Origin of the sequence: Sulfitobacter sp. M39 (genome assembly GCF_021735935.1) — a bacterium.
Classification (GTDB): Bacteria; Pseudomonadota; Alphaproteobacteria; order Rhodobacterales; family Rhodobacteraceae; genus Sulfitobacter.
The window spans coordinates 622,018-637,639 of sequence record NZ_WMDZ01000001.1; the positions used below are offsets into that span (position 1 = coordinate 622,018).

Annotated in this window: 13 protein-coding genes and 1 tRNA gene; 11 read left to right on the plus strand and 3 right to left on the minus strand. The window is 59.7% G+C overall.

The window, feature by feature from the left end; genetic code table 11:
• Positions 1-321: 321 nt before the first annotated feature.
• The 5 genes from GLP43_RS02940 (at position 322) to GLP43_RS02960 (ending at position 3,680) form a co-directional block, all read left to right on the plus strand.
• Positions 322-684, plus strand: coding sequence for a tautomerase family protein (locus GLP43_RS02940; protein ID WP_237278137.1), 363 nt, complete (start codon positions 322-324; stop codon positions 682-684).
• Positions 685-705: 21 nt separating this feature from the next.
• Positions 706-1,407 (plus strand): haloacid dehalogenase type II, encoded by a 702-nt coding sequence (locus tag GLP43_RS02945; protein ID WP_237278138.1) that lies wholly within the window; start codon positions 706-708, stop codon positions 1,405-1,407.
• A gap of 140 nt (positions 1,408-1,547) precedes the next feature.
• On the plus strand, positions 1,548-2,018 hold the full coding sequence (locus tag GLP43_RS02950) for a MarR family winged helix-turn-helix transcriptional regulator (RefSeq protein ID WP_237278139.1): 471 nt from the start codon (positions 1,548-1,550) through the stop codon (positions 2,016-2,018).
• A complete protein-coding gene (locus tag GLP43_RS02955) occupies positions 2,011-2,877 on the plus strand; it encodes an alpha/beta hydrolase family protein (protein ID WP_237278140.1) in 867 nt (288 codons plus the stop codon). Before GLP43_RS02950 ends, GLP43_RS02955 begins: the two co-directional genes overlap by 8 nt.
• Before the next feature lie 44 nt (positions 2,878-2,921).
• On the plus strand, positions 2,922-3,680 hold the full coding sequence (locus GLP43_RS02960; protein ID WP_237278141.1) for an enoyl-CoA hydratase: 759 nt from the start codon (positions 2,922-2,924) through the stop codon (positions 3,678-3,680).
• A 121-nt stretch (positions 3,681-3,801) separates the two neighbouring features.
• Here GLP43_RS02960 and GLP43_RS02965 read toward each other — a convergent pair whose 3' ends face one another.
• Together GLP43_RS02965 and GLP43_RS02970 are read right to left on the minus strand one after the other, a co-directional pair.
• On the minus strand, positions 3,802-4,623 hold the full coding sequence (locus GLP43_RS02965) for an alpha/beta fold hydrolase (protein ID WP_237278142.1): 822 nt from the start codon (positions 4,621-4,623) through the stop codon (positions 3,802-3,804).
• A 276-nt stretch (positions 4,624-4,899) separates the two neighbouring features.
• Positions 4,900-4,985, minus strand: a tRNA-Leu gene (locus GLP43_RS02970).
• Positions 4,986-5,199: 214 nt separating this feature from the next.
• Between GLP43_RS02970 and GLP43_RS02975 the strand changes: the two genes are divergently transcribed.
• Positions 5,200-6,183 carry a complex I NDUFA9 subunit family protein gene (locus GLP43_RS02975; protein ID WP_237278143.1) on the plus strand — a complete coding sequence of 328 codons (984 nt, stop codon included), beginning with the start codon at positions 5,200-5,202 and terminating at the stop codon, positions 6,181-6,183.
• A 55-nt stretch (positions 6,184-6,238) separates the two neighbouring features.
• Here GLP43_RS02975 and GLP43_RS02980 read toward each other — a convergent pair whose 3' ends face one another.
• On the minus strand, positions 6,239-7,042 hold the full coding sequence (locus GLP43_RS02980; RefSeq protein ID WP_237278144.1) for an undecaprenyl-diphosphate phosphatase: 804 nt from the start codon (positions 7,040-7,042) through the stop codon (positions 6,239-6,241).
• Positions 7,043-7,271: 229 nt separating this feature from the next.
• Between GLP43_RS02980 and GLP43_RS02985 the strand changes: the two genes are divergently transcribed.
• From GLP43_RS02985 to fzlA, 5 genes are all read left to right on the plus strand, one after another.
• Positions 7,272-8,705, plus strand: a complete 1,434-nt coding sequence (locus tag GLP43_RS02985) for an NAD(P)-dependent oxidoreductase (RefSeq protein WP_237278145.1) — start codon at positions 7,272-7,274, stop codon at positions 8,703-8,705.
• 57 nt (positions 8,706-8,762) lie between these two features.
• Entirely contained in the window at positions 8,763-13,295 is a 4,533-nt protein-coding gene (gltB, locus tag GLP43_RS02990; RefSeq protein WP_237278146.1) for a glutamate synthase large subunit, read from the plus strand.
• Between the two features lie 99 nt (positions 13,296-13,394).
• Complete coding sequence (locus tag GLP43_RS02995) at positions 13,395-14,108, plus strand: SGNH/GDSL hydrolase family protein (protein ID WP_237278147.1); 714 nt, start codon at positions 13,395-13,397, stop codon at positions 14,106-14,108.
• Positions 14,109-14,135: 27 nt separating this feature from the next.
• The gene (gene mtgA, locus GLP43_RS03000; RefSeq protein ID WP_237279913.1) at positions 14,136-14,882 is read left to right on the plus strand and encodes a monofunctional biosynthetic peptidoglycan transglycosylase; all 747 of its coding nucleotides are present in this window, start codon (positions 14,136-14,138) and stop codon (positions 14,880-14,882) included.
• A 60-nt stretch (positions 14,883-14,942) separates the two neighbouring features.
• Entirely contained in the window at positions 14,943-15,608 is a 666-nt protein-coding gene (gene fzlA, locus GLP43_RS03005; RefSeq protein WP_005850934.1) for an FtsZ-binding protein FzlA, read from the plus strand.
• The last annotated feature ends 14 nt before the right edge of the window (positions 15,609-15,622 follow it).

The window sequence follows — 15,622 nt, forward strand, 5'->3', positions numbered from 1 at the left end:
ACCACCGAAATGTGCAGTTAGTTTGCAGATGCCATGATGATCAGCATAACGATCGTTGAACGGTTCAGCTGTGCTGATAGCCCTTGTGTGGTCCGGCGAATATCAAATTGTTACTTTAGCGGTTCAACTGTTATATTTTTGAACTGGCTAGCGGGCGATAGCACCCGATGTCCGCGCTTGGCCGAGATTGGGACTGATGGCTGATCCCGTGCCTGGTTTTACGAAGCAATGGCGTGGATGCAGTTGTGAAACTTGCCTGCCATAGTGTTCGGATACTTAGGACAATCCTGCTGGCAAGCTTGCAAATAGGGAAGGATCGAAATGCCTGTCATTCGCGTTGAAGTACCAGAAGACACAGACAAATCTATCAAACGCCGCATCCGTGAAGGGGTTAAACAGGCCGTGATCGACACCCTCGCGCCCAAGGAGATCAAATACGATTATGTTGCGGTCCGCGAGGCGTTCGGTGAGATCGGGGACGGGCTGCCGCTGGTCACAGTTGATCTTCGTCCCGGGCGCGAGGCAGAGCGCAAGAAAGCGCTGGTGGACGCCATCGCCGAGATTCTTCTTGCCGAGCTTGGCGTTGACCCTGTCGACCTTTACGTTCTGTTTCGTGAGACCGCTGCTGAAAACCACTATACTGGTGGGTCCCCATTGCCTGCATGGGTTCCGGCCGACCAGTAACACGCTAAGAAAGCCCCCCCGATGTCAGACCGCACAGATTTTTCGACCATTGTTTTCGACGTAAACGAAACCCTGCTGGATATCTCGACACTAGAGCCGTTCTTTGACCGCGTGTTCGGCAATGCCGCGGTTCTGCGCGAATGGTTCCCAGAGCTGATCTTGTATTCGCAAACGGTGACCTTGTCCGGGCTCTATGCCCCCTTCGGAGATCTGGCCGGCGGTGTTCTGCGGATGGTTGGCGAGAATAAAAAGATCGCCATACAGGACAGCGACGTATCCGAGCTCAAGTCACTGATTGGATCGATGCCCGCCCACGCCGATGTGGTCCCGGCATTGACCAAATTGCGCGACGCGGGGTTCACGCTTGTGACCCTGACGAACTCCGCCCCATCCCCCGCGCCGACACCACTTGAAAAAGCCGGCATCGCTGCGCTTTTTGACGACCATTTTAGCGTGGCCGAGGTTGGTCACTTCAAACCTCATCCGTCGACATATCAGATGGTTGCCGATCGTCTGGGCGTCGACGTCTCAAGCCTGTGCATGGTCGCATGTCATATCTGGGACACCATCGGCGCGCAGTCCGTGGGGTGCCGCGGTGCCTTTATCGCGCGGCCACACAACAGCATCCTGCACGTGCCCGGCGTGCCCGAACCTGACTTTACCTCACATGATCTCGCCAAGCTCGCAGATCAGATCATTCAGGCACAGAAGGAGGCCGAGTAGGCAGCACAAAGCCCTGTTTGCCGACGAGGTGCCGCAGGACGCGGCCGTGTCGTGACGTCACTTTTGTCATTGAAGAGGTATGTGTTGTTGGGTGCATTTAATTCATATACGAACAAACTAGTTCACATGCGAATTGATTTATGGCCAATACATTCAAGGTTTTCCACAAACTCCAGATCGCACATTCAGCGCTCTTTCGCGCTGCCGACCGTCGGACGCGCAATAAGATAGGGCTTACAACATCACAGCTAGCGGTGCTGTTGATCCTCTCGCGAAAGGACGGGCAGCCCATCAGTGATCTCTCTTCGACCCTAGCAATGGGCAAGTCCAGCTTGACCGGTCTTGTGGATCGCATGTGCGCCAAGGGTCTGGTGCGGCGGTCGCCGTCGCCGGTGGATGGCCGCGTCATACATATCTACCTTGAACAGCCGGGCCGCGCGGTGCTTGAACGGGGTGCGGGCGAAATCAGCCAGTTCAATGCGGCGCTGCTTGCGCCTTTTCCTGCTGAAGAACAGATCATTATTGAACGTTTTCTGACGCATCTGGCGGACAACGCGGATGGCATCGTGAACGGCCCTTTACCGCCCAAGAAAGAGCTGGCCGATGACTGAAGGCATTCCCCCGAAAACGATCCGCTTTGCCGCCAGCGATGGATGGGAGCTGGAGGCCGACATTCATACCTCATCTTCCCCGAAAATCGCGGTATTGATCTCGGCCGGGACGGGGTTCCCGCGTCAGTTTTATAGCGGCCTCGCGACCTATCTGGCCCGCCAAGGTGCCGTTGTCCTGACCTATGACTATCGGGGGATTGGGGGATCAAAGGGCAAGGATTTGGCCGGATCCGGGATCGACTACCCCGACTGGGGACGGCTTGATGCGCCTGCTGCCCTGGATGCGCTGGAAGACGCGGCACCGGGCCTGCCGCTTACCCATCTGTGCCACAGTGTCGGCGGGCATTTTGTCGGCCTCATGCCGAACCAGTCCAAGATCACCCGACATGCATTTGTCTCTGTCGGGACCGGTTTTTTCGGCGGCCACCACCTGCGCAATATCCCGTCGGAGCTTTATTTCTGGTGGGTGTTGGGCCCCTATTTGCTGCTGCGCTACGGCTATATCAAACCGGCGGGCGGCTGGCGGGGCGAAGCGCTGCCCCCGAAACTGTTCAAGACATGGCGCCGGTGGAGCCAGCGCCGCAGCTATTTTCAACCGGACCTCGCAACGAAACTGGCACCGCATCACTACGACGAGGTCACAGCCCCTATCCGGTCGTGGATCTTTTCCGATGACCCGATTGCGACGCCGTCAACCGCATCCGACCTTTTAAACTGTTATCCAGCCGTCCCGCACGAGGTGATCCTCCGCACACCATCGCAGGTCGGTGTAACGCGGATCGGTCACGAGGGCGCATTGCGCAAAGGCCGCGAAGCTTTGTGGGCCGAATTCAGCGATTGGCTCATGGCCGCGCCTTGAACCGCAACCGATTTCCACCGCCATTCAAATTAACAGGATCAAACATGACCGAAAACATCAAGCTACACACCGACCAACGCGTCACGACGATGACCATCGCGCGACCCGAAAAGCGCAATGCCATCACACAGGATATGTACGCCGCCATGGCCGATGCGCTGGAAGACTATGCCAAGTCCGACGCGGTGCGTGCCTTCGTGATCACAGGTGCGGAAGACTACTTTACGTCCGGGAACGACTTGCAGGATTTTGCCAAGGGAACCCGCAGCGACGGCGTGCCGCCGGTTATCCGGTTTCTGACCGCAATCTCCACCTGCCCCAAACCCCTGATTGCCGCCGTAAACGGACCGGCGATTGGTGTTGGGGTGACGATGCTGCTGCATTGCGATCTGATTGTCGCCGCCGACACGGCCACATTCAGCACGCCATTCGTCCAACTGGGACTGGTACCCGAGGCCGCCTCCTCGCTTTTGCTGCCCGCCACCGTCGGCATGGCCGTGGCGAACGATATGCTGCTGGCAAATCGCGTCCTTGATGCAGCGGAGGCGCTGCGCTTTGGGTTGGTGTCGCGTGTCGCTCCCTCGTCTGATCTCGCCACCGAAGTCGCGTCGCTTGCGTCTGGTTTGGCGCAGGCGGCACCGACTTCGGTTATCAAAACCAAGTCGCTGCTCCGTCATGGCAAAGACCAGATGACCGCCCAGATGGACCGTGAATCAGTACTGTTTGCCGAGCAGTTGAAATCTCCGGAATTTGCGGAGGTCGTCGCCGCCAAGATGCAAAAGCGCCAGCCAGTCTTCAAATAGCGCGCCGCTTTGCGCCAAGGCGCGCAGCTGACAAAGTTGACGGTTCAGCCCGGCTTCCGGGCTGAACGCGGTTACGCTTGCTGGATGCTTTCGCCGCGCGTTAACGCCGCCCGCACGTGCGTCAGCCCCCGTTCACCGAGCGGAGCAATGCGTTGATTTCTTCGGCGATAATCGCAGGGTGATCCTCGGGCGTGAAATGCAGCCCACCTTCAATCGACCGAAGCGGCGCGCCAAGGTCTTTAGCAAGACGCTCTGCATACTCGAACTTTTGGAATTCATCCGCCGCGCCCCAGACAATCCGCGCGGGTATATTCAGCGCTGGCAATTGATCGGCAATCGATTTTGTATCGTTAACATCCAGTGACTGCGCCTGTCGCACAAACGCCGCAGCCTCGCCGTGGCGGTCATAGTGCGGCGCGTGCGTTTCAAATGCCGCTTCGGCGGCTGCGTCTGTCTCGTGACCCTTGGAGTATATCAGCTTCAGAAGTTGGTGGAGTGAACCATCGGGCGCATGCTTTGCAATTGCACCGGTTCTCGCAATCACATCGACGATCGGCACAGGCCAGGAGTCGTAGCTGATGGCATTGGTCAGCATCAGACCGCTGACCTTTTCGGGATAGCGCACAGCCGCGATCTGCGCGACGCCGCCCCCCAGATCATGCGCGGCGAGTACTGCGCGCTCAATACCCATGCTGCGCATCCAAGCCACAAGATAATCTGCCTGTGCCGAGATGGAAATGTCGCGGTCTTTCCCTTCAGGGATAGACGCGCCATAGCCTGGCATCTCCCACGCCAGGACCCGATGCCCCTGAACCAGCGGAGCGACATCGCGCCAGAGGGCGGGGCACGTTGGGATTCCGTGAATAAGGATGACAGGGTCGCCTGATCCCGTTTCCTCCCAACGCATGTTGATTCCATCGACGGTGGCGGTGTGACTTTGCATAGCTGTGTCCTTCTACCTAGAGGTGATCCTCTTTGTTCAACACGCGCTTTTCGAGTTCGTTCCAGAAATGTGAAGGTGTAATGCCAGTCACCGCAGAATGACGGCCAAACAATGCACCCCCAATACAGCGCAGGAATTTTGGCTATAAATGCCCCGTCATTTCAACGCAGATTGAAGCGGCGAACTTTGAAGGTTGGGGGCAGGAGGATGGTTTCAGACCATTGCGCTGACAAGCTCTTGCTTTGCAACGCATTCATCAAACTGCCGGGGGATAAGTGGTGCCCAGGAGAGGACTCGAACCTCCACACCGTTGCCAGTACTAGCACCTGAAGCTAGCGCGTCTACCATTCCGCCACCTGGGCACAGGGGGGTTGTGAGGGAGCGTTTATTGTTGTGGGGCGGGGGTGTCAATTGGATTCTCGCAACAAAATGATACGGCGATAAAATAATTCTGGAAAACCGCGGTTTGATGCGGTGGGTCGGGCTTTCAAGGCGATCTCTGCCGGAATTGCTGCTTGTTCCCGAGGGGGGCTGGATGTATCTGTAGCCCTAGATTTTCTGGTCAGGGGTATCATCATGGCAAAGCTGGTCACGGTTTACGGCGGCTCCGGGTTTGTGGGGCGGTATATCGTTCGTCGCATGGCGTTGGCGGGATGGCGTGTGCGCGTCGCGGTGCGTCGCCCGAACGAGGCGCTGTTTGTGCGCACCTACGGCACTGTGGGCCAGGTCGAACCGATCTTTTGTAACATCCGTGATGACGCGTCGGTGCACGATGCGCTGCAGGGCGCTGATGCAGTGGTGAACTGCGTTGGTATTCTGGCCGAGGCTGGCAAGAACACCTTTGACGCTATTCAGGCCGACGGGGCAGAACGCATTGCGCGCTTGGCCGCCGCCGAAGGGGTCGCGCGTTTGGTGCAAATCTCTGCCATCGGGGCGGATGCCGAGGCGGATAGTGAATATGCCCAGACCAAGGCGATGGGGGAGGCAGGTGTGCTCAAGCATATGCCGCAGGCTGTTATCCTGCGCCCGTCGATCGTGTTCGGCCCCGAGGATGACTTCTTTAACCGTTTCGCCGGTATGACGCGGATCAGCCCTGCGATCCCTGCTGTGGGGGCGGATACGCTGTTCCAGCCAGTCTATGTAGATGACGTGGCCCACGCGGCGGAGCTTGCGGTAACAGGCAAGGCCCCTGCCGGTATTTACGAATTGGGTGGCCCCGAGGTCGAAAGCTTTCGCGGCCTGATGCAACGTATGCTTGATGTGGTGAACCGTCGCCGCATGGTTGTCGCCTTGCCGATGTTCGTGGCGAAGGTGATCGCCTTTGGCCTTGATGTGTTGCAATCGGTGACGCTCGGCCTGGTCAAGAACAACACGCTGACCCGTGATCAGGTCAAGAACCTGGCGCATGATAATGTCGTGGGCGAGGGCGCGCAGGGCTTCGATGCTTTGGGGATCAGCCCCGTGTCCATGGGCTCTGTCCTGCCCGAGTACCTGTGGCGGTTCCGCCCCTCGGGCCAGTATGACGAGATCAAGCAATCCGCGAAGAACCTGCGGACCTAACGGTTTCTACGTCGAATTTGGAAAGGCCCTGCCGGCGACGGCGGGGCCTTTTGCTTTAGCTGTAGGCGTATACCAAAAGCGCTGCCCCCAGCAGGATGCGATAGATGACGTAGGGGGTGAAATTCACGCTGCGCAGCAGGCGCATCATCAGGACCAGTGCCGCCAGTGCAGCGACAAAGGCGAAGCCCGCCGCGATCGACGCGTCGCGCGCGAGCTGCGCGTCGGCTTGCCCGATCACGTCCAGTGACAAAAGCGCGCCAGAGGCGAGGATCGTGGGAATCGACATCAACATGGACAGCGTGGCAGCGCTGGCGCGGTCATAGCCCAGTTTGCGGGCGGCGGTAATGGTGATGCCTGACCGCGATGTGCCGGGGATCAGCGCAAGCGCCTGCGCCAGCCCCATCCAGACGGCACCTTTGACATCCCAGTCGCCGGCCTCCCGATCGCTGCGCCCCGTGTGATCCGCCCAATAAAGCACGATACCGAACAGCAGCATGGTCCAGCCGATCACCGCGACAGAGCGGAGCATTTCGTCAATCCCCAGCAGCTTGAACGTCAGGCCGACGACCAGCACCGGAAGTGTTGCGAGGATCAGCAGGGCGGCCAGCCTTGCGCCGGGGGTGTCCATCTTGCCGCGCAGCAGGCGACCAAGTCCGATGGTGGCTTCTGCGACCTCCGACCGGAAGTAGAGCACGACCGCAAGAAGCGTGCCGACATGCACCGCGACATCAATCGCAAGCCCCTGATCCGGCCCGCCGGTCAGCGTCGGCAGCAGGATCAAATGGCCCGAGGACGAGACAGGCAGAAACTCTGTCAGCCCCTGAATGATTGCGACAAGCAGCAGTTGGAACAGGGTCATACGGGGGGCGGCCTTTGGGTCATTCGTGATGCCCTAGGCGTATAACTTTGGAGGGTTGGAAGGGAAGCCCGGTGTTGGGTCCGTATCGGACATAAATATGTGATAAATTTGCGAGAATATCGGGGCTGATATGAAATAAACCGCATATAGGTCAGCAATACTGCCTTTATAAACCTTTAACCCCTGTGTATGAGGGGGCAGCAACGTGTTTCAGGCGGAGAGATCCAAGATGGCAAAGCAGCCAATGCTCAAGTTTACAACGGTTTCCCGGGATATGCCCGAAAAACGGATGCCGAATCTGCGTCGTGAAGACTTTAAAGAGATTTATGCGGAATACGCGGATGAGAAAGCGCAAGAGCAGTCCAGCCGCTGTAGCCAATGTGGCGTCCCCTATTGCCAGACCCATTGCCCGCTGCACAATAACATCCCCGACTGGCTGCGCCTGACCGCCGAAGGGCGTCTGCAAGAGGCCTATGAGGTCAGCCAGGCCACAAACACCTTCCCCGAAATCTGCGGCCGCATCTGCCCGCAGGACCGTCTGTGCGAAGGCAACTGTGTGATCGAACAATCGGGCCACGGCACTGTGACCATCGGCTCGGTCGAGAAATACATCACCGATACCGCGTGGGAAAATGGCTGGGTCAAGCCGATCAAACCCAAGAGCGAACGCGCCGAATCCGTTGGCATCATCGGCGCGGGCCCCGGTGGTCTGGCCGCGGCGGACGTGCTGCGCCGCGCGGGTGTGCAGGTCACCATCTATGACCGCTATGACCGCGCGGGTGGTTTGTTGACCTACGGCATCCCCGGTTTCAAGCTGGAAAAAGATGTGGTTATGCGCCGCAACGACCAGCTGGCCGAAGGTGGTGTTAACTTTGAACTGAACTGCGATGTGGGCGTCGACATCAGCTTTGCCGATATCCGTGCCAAGCATGACGCCGTGATCATCGCGACGGGCGTCTATAAAACACGCGACATCCAGGCCCCCGGCGTGGGCGGTGTGGGCCTTGAGCGCGCGATTGATTTCCTGACCGTGAGCAACCGCAAAAGCTTTGGCGACGCGGTCGAAGAATTCGACTCCGGTCGTTTCAACGCCGAAGGGAAGCGCGTTGTCGTGATCGGCGGCGGTGATACCGCGATGGACTGTGTACGGACCTCGATCCGTCAGGGGGCGACCTCGGTCAAATGTCTGTACCGTCGTGACCGCGCCAACATGCCCGGCTCGCAACGCGAAGTGCAAAACGCCGAGGAAGAAGGCGTGGTATTTGAATGGTTGTCCGCCCCGAAGGGCTTTGTCGGGGACCCGGTCACAGGTGTTATGGTGCAGAAAATGCGCCTTGGTGCGCCAGACGTGTCAGGTCGTCAGGCACCTGAGCTTATAGAAGGCTCGGACTATGTCGAAGAGGCGGATCTTGTGATCATGGCGCTTGGGTTTGAACCCGAAGACCTGCCCACGCTGTGGAACACGCCCGAGCTGCCGGTCAACCGCTGGGGCACGGTCAAGGCCGACTATATCACCGGCGCGACCGAACTGGATGGCGTCTATGCCGTGGGCGATATCGTGCGCGGTGCGTCGCTGGTGGTCTGGGCCATCAAGGACGGGCGCGACTGTGCGCAGGCGATCCTTGAAAAGATGGGGGCCAGCGTGGCCATCGCGGCCGAATAAGCGCCCCTTTCAACTGATATTTCGCGCCTCGGGCGCGCCCGATTTAGGAGATTCCAAATGACCAAATATGATGACGCCTGGGTAGCACGCGAAGAAGCAAAACGCGCCTTCATGGCAGAAAACGGTCTGTATTCCGAAGAAGAAGAGCATTCATCCTGCGGGGTGGGTCTTGTTGTGAACATCGACGGCTCCAGCAGCCGCGCGGTTGTCGAAAACGGGATCAAGGCGCTCAAGGCGATCTGGCACCGCGGGGCTGTTGATGCGGACGGAAAAACCGGCGACGGCGCAGGCATTCACGTGCAAATCCCCGTTAACTTTTTCTATGATCAGGTGCGCCGCACCGGTCACAGCCCCCGCGAAGGCGAACTGATCGCCATCGGTCAGGTCTTTTTGCCGCGCACCAACTTTGCCGCGCAGGAAACCTGCCGGACCATCGTTGAAACCGAAGTGCTGCGGATGGGCTACTATATCTACGGCTGGCGTCACGTGCCCGTCGATACCTCTGTTCTGGGGGAGAAGGCCAACGCGACCCGTCCCGAGATCGAACAGATCCTGATTTCGAACGCCAAGGGCGTGGACGAGGAAACATTCGAGCGCGAGCTTTACGTCATCCGTCGCCGCATCGAGAAAGCCGCGCTGGCGGCTCAGGTGCCGACGCTTTACATCGCGTCGATGTCCTGCCGGTCGATCATCTACAAGGGCATGATGCTGGCGCAGGATGTTGCCAACTTCTACCCCGACCTGATGGACGAACGCTTTGAATCCGCCTTCGCGATCTATCACCAGCGCTATTCCACCAACACCTTCCCACAGTGGTGGCTGGCGCAGCCCTTCCGCATGCTGGCCCACAACGGCGAGATCAACACGCTCAAGGGTAACGTCAACTGGATGAAAAGCCACGAGATTCGCATGGCCTCGGGCACTTTTGGCGACATGGCCGAAGATATCAAACCGATCGTCGCCGCGGGGTCGTCCGACTCTGCCGCGCTGGATTCGGTGTTCGAAGTCCTGGTGCGCGCGGGTCGTTCGGCCCCGATGGCGAAAACCATGCTGGTGCCTGAAAGCTGGTCAAAGCAGGCGGTCGAACTGCCACAGGCATGGCGCGACATGTATTCCTATTGCAACTCGGTGATGGAGCCTTGGGATGGTCCCGCAGCGCTGGCCATGACCGATGGCCGCTGGGTCTGCGCCGGTCTTGACCGGAACGGCCTGCGCCCCATGCGTTTCGTCGTCACCGGTGACGGCATGCTGATCGCGGGTTCCGAGGCGGGGATGGTCCCGCAGGACGAGGCGAATGTCGTGCGCAAAGGCGCGCTTGGCCCCGGTCAGCTGCTGGCGGTCGACATCGAAGAAGGCAAGATGTTCGGCGACACCGAAATCAAGGACAAGCTTGCCGCGTCGCGTCCCTTTGGTGAATGGGTCGGCAAGATCAACGAGCTGGACAAAGCGCTTGGCGATGTCGAGGAACAGGCCCTGTTCTCGGGCGATGAGCTGCGCCGCCGTCAGGTGGCAGCGGGCTATACCATCGAAGACCTCGAGCAGATCCTCGCACCGATGGCCGAAGATGCGAAAGAGCCCTTGGCGTCCATGGGCGATGACACCCCGTCGGCGGTTCTGTCGAACCAGTACCGCCCGCTCAGCCACTTCTTCCGCCAGAACTTTAGTCAGGTGACAAACCCACCCATCGACAGCCTGCGCGAATTCCGCGTCATGAGCCTAAAAACGCGGTTCGGGAACCTCAAGAACGTGCTGGATGAATCCAGCGCCCAGACCGAGATCCTCGTGCTCGACAGCCCGTTCCTCGCGAACGCGCAGTTCGATCAGTTGATGACCGAATTCAACGCGAACTCTGTCACCATCGACTGTACGTTCGAGCCGGGCGGCAACAACCTGAGCGAAAACCTGCGCCGCATCCGGGACGAGGCAGAAGACGCCGTGCGCTCCGGTGCTGGTCACATTGTGCTGACCGACCAGTTCAGCGATGCGACCCGCGTGGCGATGCCGATGATCCTTGCGACCTCTGCCGTGCACAGCCAGCTGACCCGCAAGGGCCTGCGGACCTTTACCTCGCTCAATGTGCGCTCGGCTGAATGTGTGGACCCGCATTACTTTGCCGTGCTGATCGGCTGTGGTGCCACCGTGGTGAACGCCTACCTTGCCGAGGATTCGCTGGCGGATCGTATCGGACGTGGTCTGCTGGACATGACTCTGACCACCGCAATGGCCCGCTACCGTGAGGCGATTGATCAGGGCCTGCTGAAAATCATGGCGAAGATGGGCATCAGCGTCATGTCCTCCTACCGTGGCGGCCTGAACTTCGAAGCCGTAGGGCTGAGCCGTGCGATGTGCGCGGAATACTTCCCCGGCATGACCAGCCGCATCAGCGGGATCGGTGTGACCGGTATCCAACGCAAGGCCGAAGCGGTCCACGACCGTGGTTGGCAGGGTGATGGCGTCGTCATGCCCATCGGCGGCTTCTACAAGGCGCGCAAATCCGGCGAGACCCACGCATGGGAAGCATCGTCGATGCACATGCTGCAAATGGCCTGCAACAAAGCGTCCTACCAGATGTGGAAGCAGTATAGCGCCAAGATGCAAAGCAACCCGCCGATCCATCTGCGCGACCTGCTGGATATCAAGCCGCTGGGGGCCCCAGTGCCCATCGAAGAGGTCGAATCCATCACCTCTATCCGCAAGCGTTTCGTGACGCCCGGCATGTCCCTTGGCGCGCTGTCGCCCGAGGCACATAAGACCCTGAACGTCGCGATGAACCGCATCGGGGCCAAGTCAGACTCTGGCGAAGGCGGCGAAGATCCGGCGCACTTCGTGCCCGAGGCCAACGGTGACAACCCGTCGGCCAAGATCAAGCAGGTGGCGTCGGGCCGTTTCGGTGTGACTGCCGAATACCTGAACCAGTGTGAAGAGCTTGAAATCAAGGTCGCCCAAGGGGCCAAGCCCGGCGAGGGTGGTCAGCTTCCGGGCATGAAGGTCACCGACCTGATCGCCCGTCTGCGCCATTCGACCAAAGGCGTGACCCTGATCTCGCCCCCGCCGCACCACGATATCTATTCCATCGAAGACCTTGCGCAGCTGATCTATGACCTCAAGCAGATCAACCCGCGCTGTAAGGTGACCGTAAAGCTGGTGGCGTCTTCTGGCGTTGGTACGATTGCGGCCGGTGTGGCAAAGGCCAAGGCGGATATCATCCTGATCTCGGGCCACAATGGCGGCACGGGCGCATCGCCTGCGACCTCAATCAAATATGCGGGTCTGCCGTGGGAGATGGGCCTGACCGAAGCGCATCAGGTTCTGGCGATGAACAACCTGCGCGACCGCGTCACCCTGCGGACCGACGGCGGTTTGCGCACAGGGCGTGACATCGTGATGGCCGCGATGATGGGAGCCGAGGAATACGGCATCGGCACTGCCGCGCTGATCGCGATGGGTTGTATCATGGTGCGTCAGTGCCAGTCGAACACCTGTCCCGTCGGCGTCTGCACCCAAGACGAAGCGCTGCGTGGCAAGTTCACCGGCAACGCGGATAAGGTCGTGAACCTGATCACTTTCTACGCCACCGAAGTCCGTGAATTGCTGGCGTCAATCGGGGCGCGTAGTCTGGATGACGTGATTGGCCGTGCCGATCTGCTGGCGCAAGTTAGCCGTGGCTCTGCACACCTTGACGATCTTGATCTCAACCCGCTGCTGATCACCGTCGATGGCGCGGCAGAGATCGTTTATGACCGTAACAAGCCGCGCAACGCTGTGCTGGACACGCTGGACTCTGAAATCGTGCGCGACGCTGCGCGCTTCCTTGAGGATGGCGAGAAGATGCAGCTCAGCTATGCGGTGCAGAACACGCACCGTACCGTGGGCACCCGCGTCTCGAGCCACATCATCCGCAACTTCGGCATGAACAACCAGCTGCAGCCCGATCACCTGACGGTCAAGCTGACCGGTTCGGCAGGGCAGTCGCTGGGGGCCTTCGCGGCACCGGGGCTCAAGCTTGAGGTGTCGGGCGATGCGAATGACTATGTCGGCAAGGGTCTGTCGGGCGGCACCATCGTCGTGCGTCCGTCTATGGCCAGCACCATCGTTGCCTCTGACAACACCATCATCGGCAACACGGTGCTTTATGGTGCGACCAAGGGCTTTTTGTTCGCAGCGGGCCGTGCCGGTGAACGTTTCGGCGTTCGGAACTCGGGCGCGCATGTGGTGATCGAAGGCTGCGGCAGCAACGGGTGCGAATACATGACCGGCGGTGTGGCCGTGATCCTGGGCGAGATCGGCGCGAACTTTGGCGCGGGTATGACGGGCGGTATGGCCTATCTCTACAACCCCGATGGCAAGGCCGACAAAATGCTGAACCGCGAAACGCTGGTGACCTGCCCTGTCACGGTCGAGCATTGGGAAAACCAGGTGAAGGGCCTGATTGAACGGCACCTGCAGGAAACCAACAGCCGCAAGGCCGAAGACATTCTGCAGCACTGGGACATTGAAAAGGATAACTTCCTGCAGATCTGCCCCAAAGAGATGCTGGTCCATCTGCCCGCCCCGCTCAGCGTCGAAGAACACGCGATCCCGGCGGAGTAAGCAAAACGGATAGATCGGGCGCGGGGGAAACCTCGCGCCCGATTTGTTTTGTGCGTCGCCCACGCTTTACCGGGGCCGCAACCGGCCTATAGTTACGGAATGATCAAAACACTTACCTCTCGCGTCCGGCTGATGGCGCTTTTGCTGGTAGGGCTCGCGCTTGCGGCCTGTACCGATGCTGCGCCCAAGGGTGGCGGCGATATTCTGGTGATTGGCGATTCCGTCATGGCGTGGAACGGATCAAGCGATCAGGCGATCCCCGATGCGATGGCAGCCAGCCTCGGGCGCAATGTTGTCAGCAAGGCCGTCCCCGGTGCGCAGTTCAGCAATGACAGCACGCTTTTATCCGCTGTCGGTTTCGACATTCAGGATCAGTACCCCGGCGGGCGGTGGAACTGGATCGTGGTGAACGGCGGGGCCAATGATCTGGGGTTCAACGACTGCAAATGCGGGGCCTGCACGCCTGTGGTCGACACGCTGATCGCGGCGGATGCCGCTACTGGGGAAATACCCGCCTTCCTGACGCGTTTGCGCAGCACGGGCGCGCAGGTGATGTGGATGGGGTACTACGCCGGCAATGGCAAAGGGTCATTCGAGGGCTGTCGCGATGATCTGGTGCTGCTGGAACGCCGTATCGCGCGGTTTGCGGCACAAACGTCGGGGGTGACATTCCTTGATTCCGAAACAGTGATCGACCGTCAGGATCCCAGCCTTTTTGCCAGCGATAACACCCACCCGTCGCCCAAGGCCTCGGCGCTGATCGGGGCCTATCTTGCAAAAGGGATTTCCGCCCGCAGTGCCCGTTCACAATAAGCCATTGCCACGATATAGCTGATGGCTATGGCAAAACGCGCATCCTCCAAATCCAAGGGCAAAGCCAAGTCCAAGACTCCGTCCCCTGTGGCGCAGCTGCGGTCGCTCAAGCAGCGCGTGGTTCGGGGCGCGTTCAAGCTGGTGCTCGCCGTGCTTGGCCTGTTGATCGCCCTGGTGTTGCTGTTTGCGGTGATCAACCCGCCGACGACCCCCTATATGTTCAGCGAAGGCCGCAGGCTGGGGGGCGTGGACCAGCAATGGGTCGCGCTGGAAGACGTGGCCCCTGTCATGGCGCGGTCTGTCGTGGCGGCGGAAGATGCGAATTTCTGCGAACACTGGGGCTTTGATCTGGCCGCGATCAAACGCGCCATCGCCGAAGGGTCAAACCGCGGGGCATCCACCCTGTCGCAGCAGACGGTCAAGAATGTCTATCTCTGGCATGGCCGCACATGGTTGCGCAAAGCGCTCGAGGCCGGGATCACGCCGCTGGTCGAAACCGTCTGGACCAAGCGGCGCATTATCGAGGTCTATCTGAACGTGGCCGAGTTCGACGAAGGCATCTTTGGTGTCGACGCCGCGGCGCAACATTACTTTGGGGTGATTCCCGCCAAGCTGACCGCAACCCAAGCGGCGCGGCTGGCCGCGATCCTGCCGTCGCCGAAAACCCGTTCGGCCGCGCGCCCCTCTGCCGCGGTGCGCAAGCGCAGTGCCCAGATCCGCGATGGTGCGGCGACAATCAGCAAGGACGGACGGGCAGCCTGTTTCGAGAGTTGAAAAACCCAACCAAGACGGGCATGAGGATGAAACCCCTGTTTGTTAGTACCGGAACCCCTTATGGCTCGCCTGTTTCACGTCCCGCTTTCGCCGTTCTGCCGCAAAGTCCGGCTGAGCCTCGCTGAAAAGAAGATCGAGGTTGAACGCGTCGAAGAACGGTATTGGGAGCAAGACCCAGATTTCATGCGCCGCAATCCGGCGGGCAAGGTGCCCGTATTGCAGCTTGATGGCATCATCATGTCCGAAAGCGCCGCGATCTGCGAATATATCGAAGAGACCCGCCCCGAACCGTCGCTGATGCCCTCTGATCCGGTCCAGCGGCTTGAAGTGCGTCGTCTGGTCAGCTGGTTCGACGACAAGTTCCACGACGAGGTCACCTCGAAGCTGCTGTACGAACGGGTCAACAAAAAGGTGATGAAGCAGGGCTTCCCTGACAGCCGCAACGTCAAGGACGGGGCCAAGGCGATCAAGTATCACATTGATTATATGGCATGGCTGCTGGACCACCGGCGCTGGCTGGCAGGCGACGTGATGACGTTGGCCGATTTCGCGGCGGCGGCGCATCTATCCTCGCTCGATTATATCTCGGATGTGGACTGGAACCGGTCCGATGTGGTCAAGGACTGGTATGCCAAGATCAAGTCCCGTCCCGCGTTCCGGTCGTTGCTGGCCGATCAGGTGCCGGGCTTCCCGCCGCCGAAGCATTACAATGACCTTGATTTCTGATCCCCGCCGCGGCC